The organism is Burkholderia sp. NLJ2, assembly GCF_049487195.1.
GTDB lineage: Bacteria > Pseudomonadota > Gammaproteobacteria > Burkholderiales > Burkholderiaceae > Burkholderia > Burkholderia pyrrocinia.
Window position 1 is genome coordinate 716,885 of the sequence record NZ_CP137809.1, and the last position, 18,815, is coordinate 735,699.

The 18,815-nt window shown below is 65.7% G+C and carries 18 protein-coding genes; 4 read left to right on the forward strand and 14 right to left on the reverse strand.

Annotated features, from left to right (window positions below; genetic code table 11):
* Nucleotide 1 precedes the first annotated feature (1 nt).
* Both pyk and R9B84_RS19890 read right to left on the reverse strand, forming a co-directional pair.
* Nucleotides 2–1,435: a pyruvate kinase gene (gene pyk / locus R9B84_RS19885; protein WP_423760084.1), complete on the reverse strand. Its 1,434-nt coding sequence runs from the start codon at nucleotides 1,433–1,435 to the stop codon at nucleotides 2–4.
* A 175-nt stretch (nucleotides 1,436–1,610) separates the two neighbouring features.
* The gene (locus tag R9B84_RS19890; protein ID WP_423760085.1) at nucleotides 1,611–2,351 is read right to left on the reverse strand and encodes a GntR family transcriptional regulator; all 741 of its coding nucleotides are present in this window, start codon (nucleotides 2,349–2,351) and stop codon (nucleotides 1,611–1,613) included.
* Between the two features lie 157 nt (nucleotides 2,352–2,508).
* On the opposite strand from R9B84_RS19890, the gene R9B84_RS19895 reads away from it, so the two are divergent.
* Nucleotides 2,509–4,068, forward strand: a complete 1,560-nt coding sequence (locus R9B84_RS19895) for an SLC13 family permease (RefSeq protein WP_423760086.1) — start codon at nucleotides 2,509–2,511, stop codon at nucleotides 4,066–4,068.
* A gap of 38 nt (nucleotides 4,069–4,106) precedes the next feature.
* The gene (locus R9B84_RS19900; RefSeq protein ID WP_423760087.1) at nucleotides 4,107–6,515 is read left to right on the forward strand and encodes a hypothetical protein; all 2,409 of its coding nucleotides are present in this window, start codon (nucleotides 4,107–4,109) and stop codon (nucleotides 6,513–6,515) included.
* Between the two features lie 238 nt (nucleotides 6,516–6,753).
* Here the strand turns inward: R9B84_RS19900 and R9B84_RS19905 are convergent, their stop codons facing one another.
* Both R9B84_RS19905 and R9B84_RS19910 read right to left on the reverse strand, forming a co-directional pair.
* Nucleotides 6,754–7,062 (reverse strand): H-NS histone family protein, encoded by a 309-nt coding sequence (locus tag R9B84_RS19905; RefSeq protein ID WP_423760088.1) that lies wholly within the window; start codon nucleotides 7,060–7,062, stop codon nucleotides 6,754–6,756.
* A gap of 130 nt (nucleotides 7,063–7,192) precedes the next feature.
* A complete protein-coding gene (locus tag R9B84_RS19910; RefSeq protein ID WP_423760089.1) occupies nucleotides 7,193–7,426 on the reverse strand; it encodes a flagellar transcriptional regulator FlhD in 234 nt (77 codons plus the stop codon).
* A gap of 345 nt (nucleotides 7,427–7,771) precedes the next feature.
* Between R9B84_RS19910 and galU the strand changes: the two genes are divergently transcribed.
* Nucleotides 7,772–8,656, forward strand: a complete 885-nt coding sequence (galU, locus tag R9B84_RS19915) for a UTP--glucose-1-phosphate uridylyltransferase GalU (RefSeq protein WP_047904644.1) — start codon at nucleotides 7,772–7,774, stop codon at nucleotides 8,654–8,656.
* A gap of 24 nt (nucleotides 8,657–8,680) precedes the next feature.
* Nucleotides 8,681–9,304, forward strand: coding sequence for a phosphatase PAP2 family protein (locus R9B84_RS19920; protein WP_423760090.1), 624 nt, complete (start codon nucleotides 8,681–8,683; stop codon nucleotides 9,302–9,304).
* Nucleotides 9,305–9,366: 62 nt separating this feature from the next.
* Here R9B84_RS19920 and R9B84_RS19925 read toward each other — a convergent pair whose 3' ends face one another.
* The 10 genes from R9B84_RS19925 to R9B84_RS19970 form a co-directional block, all read right to left on the reverse strand.
* Complete coding sequence (locus R9B84_RS19925; protein ID WP_423760091.1) at nucleotides 9,367–10,509, reverse strand: exo-alpha-sialidase; 1,143 nt, start codon at nucleotides 10,507–10,509, stop codon at nucleotides 9,367–9,369.
* 59 nt (nucleotides 10,510–10,568) lie between these two features.
* On the reverse strand, nucleotides 10,569–11,504 hold the full coding sequence (locus R9B84_RS19930; protein ID WP_423760092.1) for a KpsF/GutQ family sugar-phosphate isomerase: 936 nt from the start codon (nucleotides 11,502–11,504) through the stop codon (nucleotides 10,569–10,571).
* Nucleotides 11,482–12,288: a 3-deoxy-manno-octulosonate cytidylyltransferase gene (kdsB, locus tag R9B84_RS19935; protein WP_423760093.1), complete on the reverse strand. Its 807-nt coding sequence runs from the start codon at nucleotides 12,286–12,288 to the stop codon at nucleotides 11,482–11,484. Before kdsB ends, R9B84_RS19930 begins: the two co-directional genes overlap by 23 nt.
* On the reverse strand, nucleotides 12,272–12,823 hold the full coding sequence (locus R9B84_RS19940; RefSeq protein WP_338641659.1) for an HAD-IIIA family hydrolase: 552 nt from the start codon (nucleotides 12,821–12,823) through the stop codon (nucleotides 12,272–12,274). The genes kdsB and R9B84_RS19940 overlap by 17 nt, the downstream gene beginning before the upstream one ends.
* Entirely contained in the window at nucleotides 12,820–13,665 is an 846-nt protein-coding gene (kdsA, locus tag R9B84_RS19945) for a 3-deoxy-8-phosphooctulonate synthase (RefSeq protein WP_423760094.1), read from the reverse strand. Before kdsA ends, R9B84_RS19940 begins: the two co-directional genes overlap by 4 nt.
* 93 nt (nucleotides 13,666–13,758) lie before the next feature.
* On the reverse strand, nucleotides 13,759–14,841 hold the full coding sequence (locus tag R9B84_RS19950; RefSeq protein WP_423760095.1) for a glycosyltransferase: 1,083 nt from the start codon (nucleotides 14,839–14,841) through the stop codon (nucleotides 13,759–13,761).
* Between the two features lie 9 nt (nucleotides 14,842–14,850).
* The gene (locus R9B84_RS19955) at nucleotides 14,851–16,074 is read right to left on the reverse strand and encodes an EpsG family protein (RefSeq protein WP_423760096.1); all 1,224 of its coding nucleotides are present in this window, start codon (nucleotides 16,072–16,074) and stop codon (nucleotides 14,851–14,853) included.
* Nucleotides 16,075–16,083: 9 nt separating this feature from the next.
* Nucleotides 16,084–17,070 carry a glycosyltransferase gene (locus R9B84_RS19960; RefSeq protein ID WP_423760097.1) on the reverse strand — a complete coding sequence of 329 codons (987 nt, stop codon included), beginning with the start codon at nucleotides 17,068–17,070 and terminating at the stop codon, nucleotides 16,084–16,086.
* A complete protein-coding gene (locus tag R9B84_RS19965) occupies nucleotides 17,067–17,597 on the reverse strand; it encodes a serine O-acetyltransferase (protein WP_423760098.1) in 531 nt (176 codons plus the stop codon). Before R9B84_RS19965 ends, R9B84_RS19960 begins: the two co-directional genes overlap by 4 nt.
* Nucleotide 17,598: 1 nt before the next feature.
* Nucleotides 17,599–18,798: a capsular biosynthesis protein gene (locus R9B84_RS19970; RefSeq protein WP_423760099.1), complete on the reverse strand. Its 1,200-nt coding sequence runs from the start codon at nucleotides 18,796–18,798 to the stop codon at nucleotides 17,599–17,601.
* Nucleotides 18,799–18,815: the final 17 nt, after the last annotated feature.

The window sequence follows — 18,815 nt, forward strand, 5'->3', positions numbered from 1 at the left end:
GTCAGGCCTCCACGCCGCTGTCTACGGACCATGCGAGTTGCGCGGCAAGCTGGCCGACGCGCACGGTTTGCAGCGAACTCAGCGACGCTTGTGCGTCGTCGCTGGCGGCCAGCACCACGAGCACGACGTCGTCGACCTGAAGCCGGCCGCCCTCCCACAGTGCCTTCAGCGCGGCGGTGCCGGCGCCTTCCGCAGCCAGATCGAGCTCCGGCAGGAATACCGCCGTCGTGCCGGGCAGCAGGTTCCAGCTGCGCGCGAGCGCCGCATCCCTGCCGACCGCGATGACAGGCTGCCGCACCTGGGCCATCGACACGAGCCGAGCCGCGTAGCCGGTGCGCGACAACACGACGACCTTCGAAATCGGCAGCGTGCGCGTCAGCGCGAGCGTCGCGGCGCGCAGATCGTTCGGTGCCGCGGCAAACCCGCCCGCCTCCGGGAGCGTCGCATGCCGATGGGCTTCGGCGAGCGTGACGATGCTGCGCAGCCGAGCCACCGCTTCCACCGGAAACTTGCCGACTGCGGTTTCGCCGGACAGCATGACGGCCGATGCGCCGTCGATCACCGCATTCGTGACGTCGCCGATCTCGGCCTTGGTCGGCAACGGGCTCTCTATCATGCTGTGCAACAGCTCGGTCGCAACGATGACCGGCCTGCCCTGCTGCCGCGCGGCCGCGATGATCCGCTTCTGGTACAGCGACACATGATCGATGCTGGTCTCCACCGACAGATCGCCGCGATCGATCATGATGACGTCCGTCGCCCCGGCGATTTCGTCGAGATGATCGAGACCGCCCTGATTCTCGACCTTCGCGACGATGCGTGGCGACGGCGCGTCGATCAATTCCCGAATCGCCGCCACGTGTGCCGCCGATTCGACGAAACTGATCCCGACGAAGTCGACGCCCGCGTGCTTCGCGAACGCGACCATTTCCCGATCGCGGGACGTGACGAGTTCCTGCCCGAGATCGACCGCCGGCACGTTGATGCCCTTGCGGCTCTTCAACGTGCCGGTTGTCTCCGCGACGACGTGGACGTCCTGTCCGCGCACCGCCTCGACCACGAACGACAGCGTGCCGTCGTCCGCATAGATGCGCACCCCGGCGCGCAATTGCAGATGAAACCGGTCGTAGTTGACCGGCACCTTGCTGCTGCCGTCGTGTGACAGATCGGTGGTCAGCACGAGCCGGCCGCCGGTCACGAACGACGGCTCCGTGCGCAGTTGCACGGTGCGGATTTTTCGCCCGGGAATATCCAGCAGGATCGGGAGATCCGGCAAGGTCCGCCGGATCAGGTCGATGGTGGTCCGATGCCAGTCGAGCGAACCGTGCGAGCCGTTCAGGCGCGCGACGGTCATGCCCGAACGGTACAACGCAAGCAGCGTTTCAGCGGTATTCGACGCCGGCCCGATCGTCGCGATGATGGTGGTCTTTGACATTTTTCTGGTCCGATGAATTCGGTGCACAGAAATATGACAGAACCGTGAAATTCCGAGAAAGAATAAAAAGTGCGAAATCTAGATCGAAAGGTGATTTAGAAAACACGCGGGCGCCTTGCCCGATCGATCGACTGCGCTGAGGGCCATCGTCGCAATCCGTGACTGAAAGCACGCTTCAACCGACAAACCGTGCTTCGACACCGCTGCGGACCACCAGATCAAAGCGCTCGGGCCGAATATGAAACACCGTGGATTCACACGTACGGCCGTCGGCCAGATGCGACGTCCGCCGCAACACGAGCAGCGGCGCGTGTTTTCCGGTTTTTAGCTGGGCAGCGATATCGTCCGGCGCGGCCACGGCCGTCACCGACATATCGGCATCCGTGATGCGCCAGCCAAGCAAGGTCTCCAACACCTCGTAGGTCGACATCCTCTCGGCCTGCTCGAAGGTGAAGGTACGCGCATCGGGCAGCAGGCAGGTCTGCGCGAGCGCGACAGGCTCGTCGTCGACCCAGTGCCGGCGCTCGAGATAAATGCAGCGCGTGACGTCGGCGGCGAATGCCTGCCGCAAGCCCGGCGGTACGTCGCACGCTTCCATGCGCAGCAATTCCATCCGTGCCCGTGCGCCCTGCCCGGCGATCGAATCGTGAAGCCCGCGCAGCACGTCGAGCCGATGCCGCAGCCGCTGCTTCGCGGCGAAGGTCCCTTTGCCCTGCTTGCGCTCGACGATGCGCGCGTCGGTGAGGCGATCGAGCGCGAGCCTGACGGTCACGCGGCTCACCTGAAAACGCTCGCTCAACTGGGCCTCTGACGGCAGCTTGCCGGTCGGCTCGTACACGCCGCGTTCGATCTCGTCGCGCAGCGCCGTCGCGATCTGCTCGTAGAGCGACGTCGTGTCGTCACGCACCAGCGTCATCGGTCGTTCCTCTCCGTGCTCGGCTCGCGCTATGCGCGATCTTCGATATCGATATGAAAAGCAATTGGATCGCTCAACTTGTATTAATACGTATTATTACATCTCGACAGACGGTCGGGTCTGCCATTTCAGGGCCCGACGCACGGGGAGCATACCAGTGACCGAAAACGCAATCGGCACGCCGTCGCTGGACGGTGCGCAGGCAAGCCGGCCGCCACGGGCCGAACCGGCGGCGCGACACGCCGATCCGCACGCGACGGGCCGATCGCATGGCGCGCGGTGGCGTGCTGCGATCGGCTTCGCCGCAGCCTGGCTGGCGTTCTTCGCGATCGCCTGGTGGTTGCCTGCGCCCGCGCATCTTTCCGCCGAAGGCAAGGCGACACTCGCGGTCGTCGCATGGGTCGCGATCGTGTGGATCACCGACGCGATTCCCGTCGGCGTAAGCGGCATCCTGCTGCCGATGCTGCTCGTGCTGTCGCACGCGAGCCCGTCGTTTCCGAAAGCGGCAAGCGGCTTCGCCGCGCCCGTCGTGTTTCTGTGTCTCGCCGCCTTCCTGTTCTCCGCGATCATGCAGGCGTGCGGGCTCGACCGACGCATTGCATTGCTGCTGCTCGATCGCCTGAAAGTTCGCACGGCTAACGGCGTGATCTGGGCGATGTTCGCGGTGAACTGCGTGATGGCGCTCGTCGTGCCGGCCGCGAACGCACGTGCCGCCACGTTGCTGCCGGTCACGAACGGCATCGTCCGGCTGTTCGGCGAATCGCCGCGCGAGCGCGCCGCACGCAAGGCGATCGTGATCCAGACGCTCGTGTACGGCGCGATGATCAGCGGCATGTGTATCCTGACGGCCCACCTGCCCAACATGGTCGTGTCAGGGCTGCTCGAAAAGCAGCTCGGCATCCGGATCTCGTATCTGACGTGGCTGAAGCTGCAGTGGCCATACCTCGGGATGTTCGCGATCACACAGGGCTGGGTGCAGTTTTATTTCCGCTCTCGCGCGGTCGCGATTCCCGGCGGTCCCGGCGCGATCGCGGCCATGCGTCGCGCGCAACCGCCAGCCACGCGCAACGACGCGATCGTGCTTGCGCTGTTCGCGGGCGTCGCCGTGCTGTGGGCAACCGAACCGCTCCATCATCTGCCATCGGAAATCGTCGCGCTGATCGCGCTCGCGCTGCTGTTCGCGCCCGGCGTGCTGCGTTTCGGCTGGGCCGAGGTCGAGCAGCGCACGATCTGGGGCACGTTGTTCCTGTTGGCCGGCGCGCTGTCGCTGTCGGCGGCAATCAGTTCGTCGGGGCTGGCAAGCTGGGCCGCGGATCACATTTATGTCGCCGCGCGCGGGCACGGCTGGTGGCTGGCCATCGCGATCGTGATGCTCGGCACGCACGTGATCCGCATCGGCATGCTGTCCAACGTCGCGGCCGTCACGATGATCGCGCCGATCGCGCTTGCCCTCGCGCCGCGCCTCGGGCTGCATCCGGTCGCGTTCACGATGCTGGTCAGCGACACCGACAGCTTCGCGTACCTGCTGCCCACGCAGATCACCGCCGGCGTCATTGCGTACAGCAGCGGCGCGTTCTCGACGGCCGACTACGCGAAGGTCGGTGTGGTGTCGGTGCTGATCGCGATCGGCTATGGCCTCTGCGTGATCGCGCCGTGGTACGCGTACATGGGCATCCCCGTCTGGGACGCGAGCGCGCCCTGGCCATTCTCGCATTGAAGCGCCTGTATTCCATCGCCATCCTTATTGAATTCCCCATGAACGAATCCAACGACATCCTCGATACCGTCGATGCCCGCGCCGCCGCGCTGCGCGACCGCCTGGGCCCGCATGTTGCGCCCGACGGACTGTACGAACGCCACAAGCGTCTGCCGTTTGCAGGGCGCGTGCGTTGCAACGTCACGCATCTCGAAGCCGGTGAGTGGAACGAAATCGTGCTCGACTATGAAGTCGGCTCATCGGGCATCGCCGACGGCGGCTGGCTGAAGGCCACCTTCAAGTTCTATTCCGACTGGGCGCTGTTCCAGACGAGCGACCCGAGCGCCGCGAACTACATCAGCGCCGAATACCATGCGGCACCGCTCGTGCCGGGGCAGAGCCCGGCCACCGTGCAGGCGCTGAACGTGCGCTTCGACCAGAAGGGGCATGAGCGGCCGTTCCAGAAGGCCGTGATCGTCGACATCGTCGACGGCTACGTGAATGCCGGCGACCGGATCGTGATTCGCCTCGGCGACCGTCGGCGCGGCCCCGGCACGCGCGTGCAGACCTTCGCCGAGGACAGCTTCCGGTTCCGGCTCTACGTCGATCCGCTCGGCACGTCGCGCTTCGTCGCGGTGCCCGGCGACGTATCGATCGACATCCGCGCCGGCGCGCCGTCCGACGTGCTGCTGAACGGCCCGCGCTTCGTACAGCCGGGCACGCGCGCGCCGTTCCGGCTGTCGCTGCAGGACCGCTGGGGTAACGCGTGCCGCGACGTCGGCGGCGCGGTACGCGTTACCGCGTACGACGCACGCGGCGAAACCGTCTACCGGCGCGAGCACGCGCTGCCCGACGCGGAGTTCGCGAGCGGCGCGCTCGACGACCTGCCGACCGATGCGGGCACGCTGCGCATCGTGGCCGACATGCCCGCGCGGCCGGACGTGCGCGCGGCCGAAGCGTGGCTCACGGTCGACGCGTCGCTGCCCGCGCCGCGCGCGCTGTATGCGGATCTCCATGTGCACGCGCATGACACGGTCGGCACCAACAGCCCCGAGTACAACGCACGCTACGCACGCGACATCGGCGGCATCGACGTGCTCGGTTATACCGCGAACGATTTCCAGATCACCGACGAAAACTGGCAACTCGGTGTCGAGGCGGTCGAGCGCTTCAACGAGCCGGGCCGCTTCGTTGTCTATCCCGTGCAGGAATGGTGCGGGAGTTCGACCGCAGGCGGCGACCACAACGTCGTGTTTCTCGGCGACGCTCGGCCGGACTTCCCGTACAACGCGCGCGGCGAGCACAACCGCACGCTCGTCTGGAACGAGGACATGAAGGGCCATACGGTCGAACTCGGCCGCTGGCCCGTCGAGGAACTGTGGGACGCGTATGCGGACGATGCCGCGCAGCATCTGGTGATGCCGCATGTCGGCGGCCGCCGCTACATCCCCGACTGGCACCATCCGGAGCTCGAGCGGCTCGTCGAGATCGCGTCGTCATGGGGGCATTTCGGCTGGCTGTACCAGGACGTGATCGCGCGCGGCTACCGGCTTGGCGTAGCGGCCAGCGGCGACGAACATCGCGGCCGGCCGGGCGGCGGCGCGCCCGGTGTGCAGGTGTTCGGCGTGCACGGCGGGCTGACCGGCGTGCTCGCGCCCGCGCTCGACCGGAAGAGCGTCGGCGAAGCGCTGCGCGCGCGCCGCACGTGGGCGACCACCGGCGAGCACAGCGCGCTGCTCGTGCGTTGCGGCGATCACTGGCAAGGCGACGCGTTTACGCACCGCGGGCCGGCGCGGCTCGACTACCGGTTGCTTGGCCAGTCAGGCTGGGAATACGTGGCTGCGTACGATCACGAAGGGCTGCTGTGGGAACGCAACCTGCATGCGGAACTCGGCTACGCCGATCGCCTGATTCGTATCCGCTGGGGCGGCGCGCGCATCCGCGACCGTTACCGCTGGGCCGCGTGGCGCGGCCGGATCCGCATCGGCAACGGCACGATTCACCGTTTTGGATCGCACGGCTTCGAGCATGTCGAGGAATCGGCATGGCGCACCGGCGCGACCGACGTCGAGTTCCGCAGCGATACCTATGGCGACGCAGACAGCATCGAGCTCGACATCGGCAATCTCGCCGGCGCGACGATCGTCATCGAAGGCACGATCGACAGCTTCGCGAAGGTCGGCGATCCGCTGCAGCGCAATCCGTTCGTGCATGCGCCTGCGTTCCGTTTTGAAATCAGCGGCGCGGAACTGCTCGCGCGCGGCGCGGCAACGCATGCGCTCGGCGGCACCGAGCTGTTCGTCGCGGTCGAGCGGCTGACCGACCAGCCGCTGCCCGTCGATCTCGCAGGCAGCATCGACGTGGCCCCCGGCAACGCGCCGTTCGGATGTCGTCCCGTGTATTTCTTCGGACGGCAGCGCAACGACAGCAAGGTCTGGTCGTCGGCGCAGTTCATCACGTTCGACTAACGTGCCTCCAGGATCGGTCGTTCACAACGCGCCGTCGCCGTCGCACGGCCAGCAGCCCTCTCGACCATTGCCGGTCGCACGATCGCCGGTCATGCATCGGGCGCGAGCACCGTGAGTACCGTGTCACGGTCCGGTTCGCGCAGTGCAGAATCGATGTGGATGCATCCAGACGATAGGTGCATCCCCGTGATTCACGACTCGCGCTCCGATCGTCGCGGCCCGGTTTGCCGCTACGCGCTCAAGCCGGGTTGCGCTCGATCAGGAACCGTTCGCGGCGCCCGCCCTTGATCCAGCCGGGCACGCGACCTCGCCCGTTCCACGTCGCGCCGGTCTTCGGATCACGATACTTCGGCGCTGCCGCGGTCTTTCGCGCGGCCGGTCTTCCGGCACCGCCCGCGCGACCGAATATCTGTCCGACTGTCAGGCCATATTCGGCGACCCGGGTGCGAACCTCGTGGATGACGGCCTCGAGTTCGGCGAGTCTCGCTTCCTCGACGCGCTTCATCAACTCGTCGGCTTGCGCCTTCAATTCGCGATAACCGGTCATGCGATTCCTCCATATTTTTACGGCGTTATAAAAGACCGAACGGGCGCGACAATACGGCCGCCGGATTTTCACGATGCAATGTCATGAAAAGGTACGACCGGAACTCGCATGCTTGAAACCGAAAAACGGATCACGCGCGTCCCGGCGCGCTTTCGGCGCGAAATTCACAGACCAGTTCGCCGCCGGTCGCGAGTTCATCGATCTGCTCCAGCGTCAACGAAACGATGGACGCGGCAATTTCATCCGAGATACCTAATTGCCGCTTTCCCTCTTCGCGGTCGATACGCAGCATGCGCTGTGCAAGCACGAGATACGCGCGGTTGAATTCCGCAATTACATCGAAGATATCGCCTTGTCCGGTCATGACCGCTCCTGAGCCGACGGCGATTCCGTGTGCCGCGAACGCGGCGCCGTTATCGAACCGTTCAGTAATAGATGCCTGAATCTATGTCATTCGGTCGACTTCATGCCGACAATTCCTAGATGGCATCAGACACGCGACAAATCGGCAATTTCATTTCGCGATTCATCGCTGTCGGATTCAGCCTAGATTCGGTCACCATTCGAAACCGGAACGCCCATACGATTTTCGGACGACGCGCGAACCATTCGCGCGAGCGGTACAGCACCGGCGAACGACGATTGCATTCCTGCATTGCCCGCCATCGGTATCGTTGGTCCTAATCCTGAACGGATGGAATCCGAAATCATGTTGAAAGTGACGAAAGCCGTATTTCCGGTCGCAGGTCTCGGCACGCGATTTTTGCCTGCAACCAAGGCCAGCCCGAAAGAGATGCTGCCTGTCGTGGACAAGCCGCTCATTCAATATGCGGTCGAAGAAGCCATCGACGCCGGCATCACCGAAATGATTTTCGTGACCGGCCGCAGCAAGCGTGCGATCGAAGACCACTTCGACAAATCCTACGAGATCGAGGCCGAACTCGAAGCGCGCGGCAAGGACAAGCTGCTTTCCCTCGTTCGCAGCATCAAGCCGAGCCACGTCGATTGCTTTTACGTTCGCCAGGCCGAAGCGCTGGGGCTCGGCCATGCCGTGCTGTGCGCGGAAAAGCTCGTCGGCAACCAGCCGTTCGCGGTGATCCTCGCCGACGATCTGCTGGACGGCCCGACGCCGGTGCTGCGCCAGATGATCGACGTATTCGATCACTATCATGCGTCGGTGATCGGCGTGGAGGAAATCGCGCCGGACGAATCGAGGTCGTACGGCGTGATCGACGGCAAACGCTGGGAAGACAACCTGTTCAAGCTGTCCGGGATCGTCGAGAAACCGGAGCCGGCAAAGGCGCCGTCGAATTTCGGCGTCGTGGGCCGTTACGTGCTGAAGCCGAAGGTGTTCGACCATCTGCGCGCGCTTCGGCCCGGCGCCGGCGGCGAACTGCAGCTGACGGACGCGATCCAGTCGCTGCTGACGGACGAGCAGGTGCTCGCCCACCGCTACGACGGCACGCGTTTCGATTGCGGCAGCAAGCTCGGGTATCTGAAGGCAACGGTCGAGTTCGCGCTGCGGCACCCGGAAGTGGCTGCGGACTTCGAAAGCTATCTGGAGACGCGCATGTCGGCGTTGCTGGTCGCCTGACGGTCGACACGCGTGGACTCGTTCATGTGGACAGCCGTCTCCGATCTCGGCGACGCGGCGATGACGTTGCCGCTTGCCGTCGTGTGCATCGGCTGGCTGACGCGGTCGACAACCGGGCCGCGTCACGCGGCGTCATGGGCGCTGATGCTCGCGGCGGGCATGGTCCTGGTCGGCGTCACCAAGATGCTGTACGCGGGCTGCGGCGTACAGATCCGCGCGATCGATTTCCGCGTGATCAGCGGGCACACGATGCTCGCGTCGGCGGTATGGCCGATGACATGCGTGCTTGCACTGCACGGCTGCGCGAACGTGCGGCCGGGCACGTCGCTGTCGCTCGGGCTCGCGCTCGGCGCGCTGATCGGCGTCGCACGCGTATTCGACGAAGCGCATACGCCGTCGGAAGTCGTCGCCGGCTGGATCGTCGGCTCGGCGGTCGCGCTGTCGTTCGTGCTGCGACATGGCGTGCCGCGCATCGACGCCCGGTATCGCGCGCTCGCCGCCGGTTCGCTGCTTGCCGTGTCGGCCGTCGCGTATGGCCGTCACGCGCCGATTCAGGCAGCGATCGAGTTGTATTCGCCGTTTCTGTGTGGGCGCTTCCACCTGGCCACTTTGCACGAAAGCACTATCCTGCCCGGCATCGCGGGGTAAGTTCGGACCGCCTGCGACACCTGCCCGGCCCGCATCCGCCGTGCAGCCGGGATCGCCATGCGCTAGTCGGCCCTCAGACCGTCACGGAAATCGACGATACGATGGAACGTAACGAAATTGGCATCGTGCTGGGAATGCGCGCCGCCCTCCGGATCGTCGAACGACGTGCGCACAACCGCGACGATATCGTTCCCGTCGAATTGCCAGTCGACATACTGGAAGCCGTGATTGTTCCAGTCCGGATGAGACAGCACCGTGCGACGCGTTGTCCAGTGCACGAGATCCGGCGACGAAATCAGCGCCACGGCATTGCGCGCGCGTTCGTAGTTGTTGCCCCGATAGAGATGGGTGACGGCGTTGCTCAGCGACCAGTAGAGTTTCGTGCGAGGATCGAAACGAATCGTGAATTTCTTGCCGGCACCGGGCATGTCGACGAATCCGGCGGCCACATCGAAGCGGGCCGCGGTGCCATCGGCGTTGACCGTCACGATCGCCGCGCGCTCGGGCAGCGCGTTGTAATAGACGCGCAATACATTCACCACGCTCCCGTCCGGCCTCGCCACCGCGTTGCCCTCGAGCCAGCCGCCGAATTTTCCGCCGAGCCATCCCGGATTCGGCGCAAGGCGATTGCTGAATGTCCAGCTGTCGGCCTTCAGCAGATCGCTGCCGACCGGTGCCGACATCATGAACGGCGAGATGCCGGTCTGCTCCACCGCTTCCATCGTCCGCCAGATGCGGCCGTTCGCGACCACCACCGGCACGGGCGCGGTGAAATACCGGCCGGCGTTCGCGAGCACGCCGCTGTCGCCATCGCGCGGTACGCTCCACGTCTTCCCGCCATCGAGCGAACGCCGAATCACCGGCACACCCGAGAACCCGCTCGTCCCGATGATGTACAGCCCCTGGCCATCGACAAACAGGGAGGACCAGTATTGCCCGCGGAGCTCGCCCAGCTTCCGCCAGGAACGACCGCGGTCACGTGACGCATACAACGTCTCGGTGTTTTGCGCGGACCCCGCACCGAATGTGTCATGCGCGACCACGTACGTTCCGTCCGCCAGGATCGCGAGCGTCGGCGAACCGAGATAGACCCGACTCGAGGCCGGACTGTGCGCAATCACGATGCCCGGCGGGGCGGACTGCGGTCGCGGCCGGGCGGGATACTGCGCGCACGAACTGCAGCACATCGCGGCCATGGCAAGCATGATTGCGGCAGCCCGTTTCGTTCGAAAGGCAAGCGTGGGTAGGGTCATGACGGCAGCGCCTATTTCTTGAACACACCGACGACATCGCCGCCGTCGACCACCAGCAACGCGCCGATCCGCTGCTGCTGCATCAGCAGCAATGCATCCTCGACCCGCGTGCCGGGCCGCACCGTGGACGGCTCGATCGACATCATGTCGGCTGCCGTGCGCCGCAATACGCCATCGCCATGCCGCTCGATCGCGCGACGGATATCGCCGTCGGTCACGATGCCCCAGCCGGCGCGCCGCTTCACGATCGCGAGCCCGAGCCGCCCGCGCGTCATCGCATCCAGCATGTCCAGTGTCGACGTGTCCTCCGTCACGAACGGCAAATCCCGGCACGCCATTTCGTCGTCGACCGTGGACAGCAGCCGGCGGCCTAGCGAGCCGCCCGGATGGAAGCGGGCAAAGTGTTCCGGCTGGAAGCCGCGCGCCCGCATCAGCGTCACCGCCAGCGCATCGCCCATCGCGAGCGTCGCCGTCGTCGACGCAGTCGGCGCGAGTTGCAGCGGGCACGCCTCGCGCTCGACGCCGATGTCGAGATGGGCGCGCGCGGCGCTCGCGAGCGTCGACGCCGGATTGCCCGTCAGCGCGATCAGGTCGTTGCCGTTGCTGCGCAGGAACGGAATCAGTTTGATCACCTCGTCCGTTTCTCCAGAATTCGAAATCGCGAGAAACGTGTCGTCCGGCGTCACCATGCCCAGATCGCCGTGATAGGCCTCGCCCGGATGCATGAAAAAGCTGGGCGTTCCGGTGCTGGACAACGTCGCGGCGATCTTCCTGCCGACGATGCCGGACTTGCCCATGCCGCACACGACGACACGGCCGCGCGACCCGAGGATGATCCCGACCGCGTCGTCGAAATTCGCGTCGAGCCGCGCGGCAACGCCGGCCAATGCGCGCGACTCGATCTCGAAGACTTGCCGGGCGGACTCAATATGGTTCTGTTGCATCATGGGTTTGCCGTTTGAGAAGGGAGACGACACGGGCGACGTCGTCGGGTGTATCGATGCCGGCAGGCGGCGCATCGTGCCAGCGCATCACGTCGATCGGCATGCCGAGCCAGAGCGCGCGCAACTGCTCGAGCATTTCCAGCTGCTCGAGTTCGCATGGCGTCGCGCTCGCGAGCGCCTGCAATGCCGCGTTCGAGTAGCCGTAGAGGCCGATATGCCGCAGGAACGCGCCGCGGTTCGAACCGCTCGCGCTGACCGGCCGGCCGTCGCGGCAGAACGGAATCGCGGCGCGCGAGAAGTACAGCGCACGACTGCGGGAATCGACGACGAGCTTGACGATGGCCGGCTCGTCGAGCAGCGCGGTATCGCCGACCGGGCAGGCCACCGTCGCGACCCCGAGGTCCGGCGCCGCGCCGCAGAAGCCGGCGAATGCCTTGAGCAGCGCCGTCGGCACCAGCGGTTCATCGCCCTGCACGTTGAGCACCGCATCGGTGTCGCGCCAGCCGAACACACGCGCGACTTCCGCCGCGCGGTCGGTGCCGGACGCGTGACCGGTATCGGTCATCGCGAAACGGATGCCGCGTGCGTCGAGCACCGCCGCGATGCGTGCGTCGTCGATCGCGACGACGATGTCGGTATCAGGCAGCGCGCGGCGCACGCGCGCGTGCACGCGGACGATCATCGGCTCGCCGTCCAGATCGACGAGCGGCTTGCCCGGCAGTCGCGTCGAACCGTACCGGGCCGGAATCACGACGCGCACGGGGCGCCCTTTATTGCACGACGTCATGACCGCTCCATTGTTCGAGCAACGGCCGATAGGCGTCGTCGAGCGACAGCCCGGCACCGGTCAGCAGATGTTCGGCCACCTCGCGCGCCACGCCGCGGCCGCCGGCCGTGCGCGCGACATGGTCGACGCGCGCGCGGACGAGCTGATGCGCATCGGCCGGCGCATACGACACGCCGACGCGTTCGATGACCGCCAGATCGTTCACGTCGTCGCCGACATACGCGATCTCGCGGTCGTCGATCCGCTGCCGCGCCTTGATGTCCGCATAACCGGCGGCCTTGTCGTCGCAGCCGGTCACCAGCACGTCGACGCCGAGCTGCGCCGCCCGCCACGTCAGCGCGCCGCTGTGCTTGCCCGACAGGATGCCGCTGCGGATGCCGTGCGCGCGCAGCAGCGCGACCGCGACGCCGTCGTGCGCGTGAAAGCTCTTCATGAACTCGCCGTCGGCCGTCACGTGCAGCAAGCCGTCGGTCAGCACGCCGTCGACGTCGAACAGCACCAGGCGCACCGCCCCGCAATACATCGCGCCGCTCACCGGATCTCGAGCGGCGCAAGCCGCTTGACCAGATCGTCGACCGCCTTCACCTGCTGCAGGAACGGGTCGAGCAGCGCGAGCGGCAGCGCGCTCGGGCCGTCGCAGCGCGCGTGGTCGGGGTCCGGATGCGCTTCGAGGAACAGCCCGGCCAGCCCGACCGCCATCCCGGCGCGCGCGAGATCGAGCACCTGCCGCCGCCGGCCGCCCGATGCGGCGCCGCGCGGATCGCGCATCTGCAGGCTGTGCGTGACATCGAAGATCACCGGGCAGTCGCCCGTCGCATCGCGCATCTGGCGGAAGCCGAGCATGTCGACGACGAGATTGTCGTACCCGAAGGACGAGCCGCGCTCGCACAGGATCACGCGCTCGTTGCCGGCCTCGCGGCACTTCGATACGACGTGCTCGATCTGCGTCGGGCTCATGAATTGCGGCTTCTTGATGTTGACCGGGTTGCCGGTCTGCGCGATCGCGACGACGAGATCCGTCTGGCGCGCGAGAAATGCCGGCACCTGCAGCACGTCGACGACATGCGAGACCGGCTCGGCCTGCCACACTTCATGCACGTCCGTGATGACCGGCACGCCGAACCGGCGCTTGACTTCGTCGAAGATCCTGAGCCCTTCGTCGAATCCCACGCCGCGATACGAGTGGATCGACGAACGGTTGGCCTTGTCGAAGGAAGCCTTGAACACCAGCGGTATGCCGAGACGGCGCGTGACCTCGACGAACGTGCCGCAGACGTCGAGCGTGAACTCGACGCTCTCGAGCACGTTGAGGCCGCCGAAGAGGACGAACGGCAGGCTGTTGCCGACCGTGACGTCAGGCGTGATCGATACATTCATACATTTCTCCACGAAATTGGATCGGCCTTGTTCGTGTTGCGACGCAGCGGACGCCGCGCAATTGCGTCGGTCGATCGCAGCCGATGGTTGTTGTCAGCGAGTCGCCCGTGCAGCATAGAGCGGCGCCAGCTCTCCGAACAAGCGTTCCTCGCCGAAACGCTGTCGCGCCTCGCTGCTCGCCCGCCGGCCCAGCTCCCGGCGTAGCGCGGCGTCGCCGGCGAGGCGCTCCAGCCACGCGACCGCGTCGGCCGCCGTCGCGTAGATCGCGCCCGTCTGCAGATGGCGCACGACATCCACGTTGCCGGCGCAGTCGGACACGACGACGGGCCGTCCGGCCAGCATCGCCTCGATGACCGACACCGGCATGCCCTCCCACGACGACGTCGACAGGTACACGTCCGCACCGCCGAGCCGGCGCGCCACCTCGTCGTGCGGCAACCATCCGGTTACCTCGACGCCGGCGTCGGCCAGCCGCGCCTTCCATGCATCGTCGCCGTCGCCGATCCAGACGAAGCGCGTGCCGCTCGCGCGCATGCCGTGCGCGATCTGCGCGAACAACCCGGGATTTTTTTGCGCGCGGACGCCGCCGACGGTCACCACGCACGGGGGGCCGTCCACCGACCGCCCGGCGGCGCCCGAACGCGCGGACGACGGGGTGTCGCCCACGGCATTCTCGACCACCACCACCGGCTGACGAAGCCATACGCGGATTGCCCGGCCTTCGCTTTCCGAGCACGCGACGTAAAGGCACTTCCGGACGCACGCGATCCACTCCAGTCCGACGAACGCCAGACGCTTCACTGCCGAGATATCGCGGCGCATGAATGAAATGCAGTGCGGGCTGTAAAAGAACGCCGCCTTCGGCAACGCAAACAGCGTCGACAGCCGCCCGAGAAAGCCGGCGAACGACGAATGCAGGTGCACGACGTCGGGGCCGATCTCGTTGAGCGTCGTGCGCAGCCGACCCACGGTCCGCAGCAGACCCTCGCCCTTCATCTGGACGTGGCGCAACGAAACCCGCGCATCGAACATCGCGGCCAGCCCGGGCGGCGTATCCGGTCGCACCGAGTAGATGACATGCACGTCGTGACCTTCGCGAGCAAGGCGATTCGCTATCAGGCACACCATCGACAATGTGCCCGTGGCGCTGGATTCGACTAAATGAGCGATTTTCATTGGCATCCGTTACATGAAATGGCTGTACATCCCGAACAGGCTGGCGGTCAGGAACGCGATCGGGTCACCCGCATAGAGCAACGGCTGGATCGACAGGTTCTTCGCGAATCCGTACACGCCGTAGGCCACGGCAACGAGCAGGATCAGCGCCTTGAACGGGCCCCGGCGCACATGCACCATGCATAACGACAGATACATCAGCGCGACCACGAAGAAATAGATGTAGATGCGCTCGAACACCTTCGTCAGATCGGAGGTCGCCACCAGCGCCAGCGCGGCGAAGTTCATCATGACCAGGCAGTGCCGCAGGCCGTGATGCGCACTTTCCGCACTGCCCCGCCACCACTTTTCCCGTCGACGCCACAGTCCGTTGCTAAGGAGGAAGATCGCGAACGCCACGGCCGCCACCCCGGCAATGCTGTAGGTATCCCACGTCGAGTAGAGGTTGATCTTGTTCGACAGATAGGAATCGTCGTTGCCGGACGCGGCGAACAGTCCCGGCGCCAGCTTCGATACGACGATCGTGATCGCGGTCAACGCAAGCGAACACCAGATTGCGATCCGGCCGAACCACCGATAGAGCAAGAACGGGACGCCCACGATCAGCGACGGGATATGCGTCAGGCCGGCCAGCACGATGGCCAGACTCGCCTTGCGTCTGCTCGCCGAGAACATGGCCATGAACAGCAGCGGAAATGCCATCGATTGCCGCATCAGGTTGCCGTACGTGCCGAAAAACGACGACGAAGACAGCAACAGCACCAGAAACAGCGGAATCGCCTGGTATTGCTCACGCCAGATCACGACCAGCAGCCAGGAGAAGAACACGACGAAAATCAGCAGGAACGCGGTGTCGGTTACGCCGACCAGGCTCGCGGCACCATGCAGAACGGAGAACGACACGATCTCCGGTTGCCGGATCATGTACTGCCAGATTCCGAGCGACTGCATCTTGTACATGAAGTCGAGATACTGAAGCTTGTCGTTGCCACCGTCCTGGAACGGCAACTTGAGCGCGATCAGCGGACCCATCACGATGACGGCGCCGACGCACGCAACCAGCACCAGGAATCGGTCCGGCTTTCGCTCAGCCCCGGCCAGCACCAGAAACAGCAGGTAGAAATAGAAGGCGCCGAACGAAAACAGCAGCGCGAACGCCCCGCCGAGCACCATTGCACCGGGCAGTATCACGCGCTCGTGACCGCGAACCGCAAACAATGAAAACGCATTCATGTCCCGCCCTCAGATACCCGGCCCGCGCCCCGCGGCCGCATCGATATACGCGAGCACGCCCGACCGCTCGATCACGCGCCCCCATTCGAGCGACTGCATCGTGGCCGGGTCGGGGCGGCTCGCGCGGATTCGCGACAGCGGAAACAGTTCGTCGAAGATCGTCGCGCCGGTGACGTGGCACTGGATGCCGAGCTCGTTCGCAGTGCGCACGTTCGACGGCGCGTCGTTGCAGACGATCTTCTTGCCGAGCGACGCGTATTCGAGCAGCTTCGTCGGCGTCTGGAAGCAATGCGGCCGGTGATACGGAAAGAAGCACACCGCGTATTCGCTGTCGCGAACGATGCGCAGCGCGTCGGGCTGCGGCACGCGGCCGACGAACCGGATGCCGGGCGTATCGCTGAACGCCGCGCGGATTTCGGGTTCCGGCTGGCCGACCAGCACGAGCGTGTCCGTCGCGTCGCGCCGCGCGTCGCGGTAGGCGGCCAGCACCTTGTGAAAGCCGCGTTCACGGCTCATTTCACCGATATAGCAGAACCTTCCGGACGGTGTACGCACGGCGTCGGCATCGGCGCCGGCGTCGCCCCGGGCGGCGACCTCGCCATCGGTGCCCGCCGGATCGAAGATCCAGTCGGGCACGCCCATCGGCAACAGCAACGATCGCACGTCGTCGCGAAACGCCATCGCGTCGCGCATGCGCTCGTTCTGGAAAATCCGCAGATCGGGCCGGACATTGAGCATCCGCTTCATGTAGTCCTTGACGGCCGCGAGCCGGCCGACCGACAGCGAGCGATAGTCGTGAATCACGAACTTCGCGGGCGGCAACGCACGATAGAAGCCCATGATGCACCACAGCACGCACCCGTCCCGATCCGGAAAACGCGCGTAGGCATCGAGGTCGCCGTCGAATACCTCGAATCCATGCGCGCGCAGGCAACGCCCGTAGGCGGCGATCTCCGGATAGTTCGCCTTGCCGGGATGCAGAATGAACACTTTCATTTCGGTTCCTGTCCGTTGTCGAGGATGCGCGCCGGAACGCCGACGGCGACGCGGCCGTCCGGCACGTCGGTCAGCACCACCGCTCCAGCGCCGATCCGCGCACGGTCGCCGACCCGAATCGCGCCAAGCGCGACGCTGTGAACGCCGAACTCCACGTGGTCGCCGATCGTCGGAACGCCGCTGATCGTGCCGTCCTTCAGGAGGGTGTTGCCGATGGTCACGCCGTGTCGCAGCGTGCAGTAGTCGCCGATCACCGCATACCCGTTGATCACGAGGCCCGTACCGTGATAAATCGTGAGCCCCTTGCCGATCTTCGTCTTCACCGGAATCTCGATGCCCATCAGCCAGTCGCACAGCACGATGTACAGCAGGATGAGCGGCGCGCCGGCCAGCAGCGTGAGCGGGCTTCTGCACGCGAGGTAATGCACGATCCGGTAGAAGACCACGACGCTGCGCGTCTTGACGAACGCATTGCGGCGGCAGTCTTCGGCGATCGCGTCGGCGGTCTGTCGCAACGTGACGGCCATGTCAGTGCCGCCTCGCGAACACGCGCCGCGCCGCCTCGGCGGGGATCCGCCCGGCGCCGAAGTAATCGATTCCATCGATCAGGAACGAATGGATGTACTTCAGCAGCCGGTCGCGGTCGAACTCCTTGTAGAAACAGCGGCCGAGCGACACCACGCGCTTGCCGTACAGCATCGCCTCCAGCCCGACCGTCGAATTGATCGTGACGACCGCATACGCGTGCCTGAGCAGGTCCGTCGTCGGCGACGTGACGATTTCGAACTGATAGGTCTCCTGCAGGCGCACGATCGCGTCGATCTCGGCCGCGTCGGTCTCGGCCGGGTGAAGCTTCACGAACAGGTCGGCGCTCTCGTTCGCCGCGAACTCGAACGCATGGCGAATCGCATCGAGATTGCCGACGTCCGAATGCAGCTTGATCTGCGTGTCGCCGGACACCTGAAGCGGCAGGAACACATAGCGGCAGGCCGACAGCGTGTCGGCCGACAGGTACGTGGCCTGTCGCGGCGCCGGCATCCCGTTGCGCGCGCGCACGCTGGCCAGGCGCCGCCGGGCGACCCCACCGCTGAGCGCCTTCAGCACATAGTTGGTCGCGGACGTGGCCTTGCGCGCGAGCGACGTTCTGGCCTGCGGCAGCGGCATCCGCTTGTCGCGTTCGTAGGTCGACAGCCAGTGCGCATGCGTCTGCGCGTCGGGCAGCGGCAGGCGATCGATCACATCGGGATTCCGGCTGATCGTCGACAGCGCATTGACGCCCAGCGGGTCGACGAACAGCTTGCCCGGCAGATTCGAGATCTCGATGAAGCGGGTCGCCACGCCGTACGCCGTGCATGCCTGTCGCACCGCGCGACACACCAGTTGCTGCCCGTTCCACATCACGCACTGCTCGATCCGCAGGCCGCGCAGGACTTCCGACGCGATCTGGAAGATCGCCGCCGACTCGCGCTTCGCGCGGGCCTCCGTCATCTGCCCGTTCAGCACCTCGATCGACAGCTGGTACGGCGTGCGGTCGGCCGGCTGGCCGTCGGCCACGTCGATCGGCATCAGCCGGTTCAGGTACACCGACCGGTAGCCGCCCAGCAGCAGGCCGAGATGCGCGACGGGTTCGCTTGTCAGGAATGCGAACTCATACTCGTGCCGGACCGCGCTTACCAGGCGGGTGGCGAAGTAGTAGCGCTCGAGTGAATCGATGACTATCAGGATCATGGTGTGCTCGTTCGTCG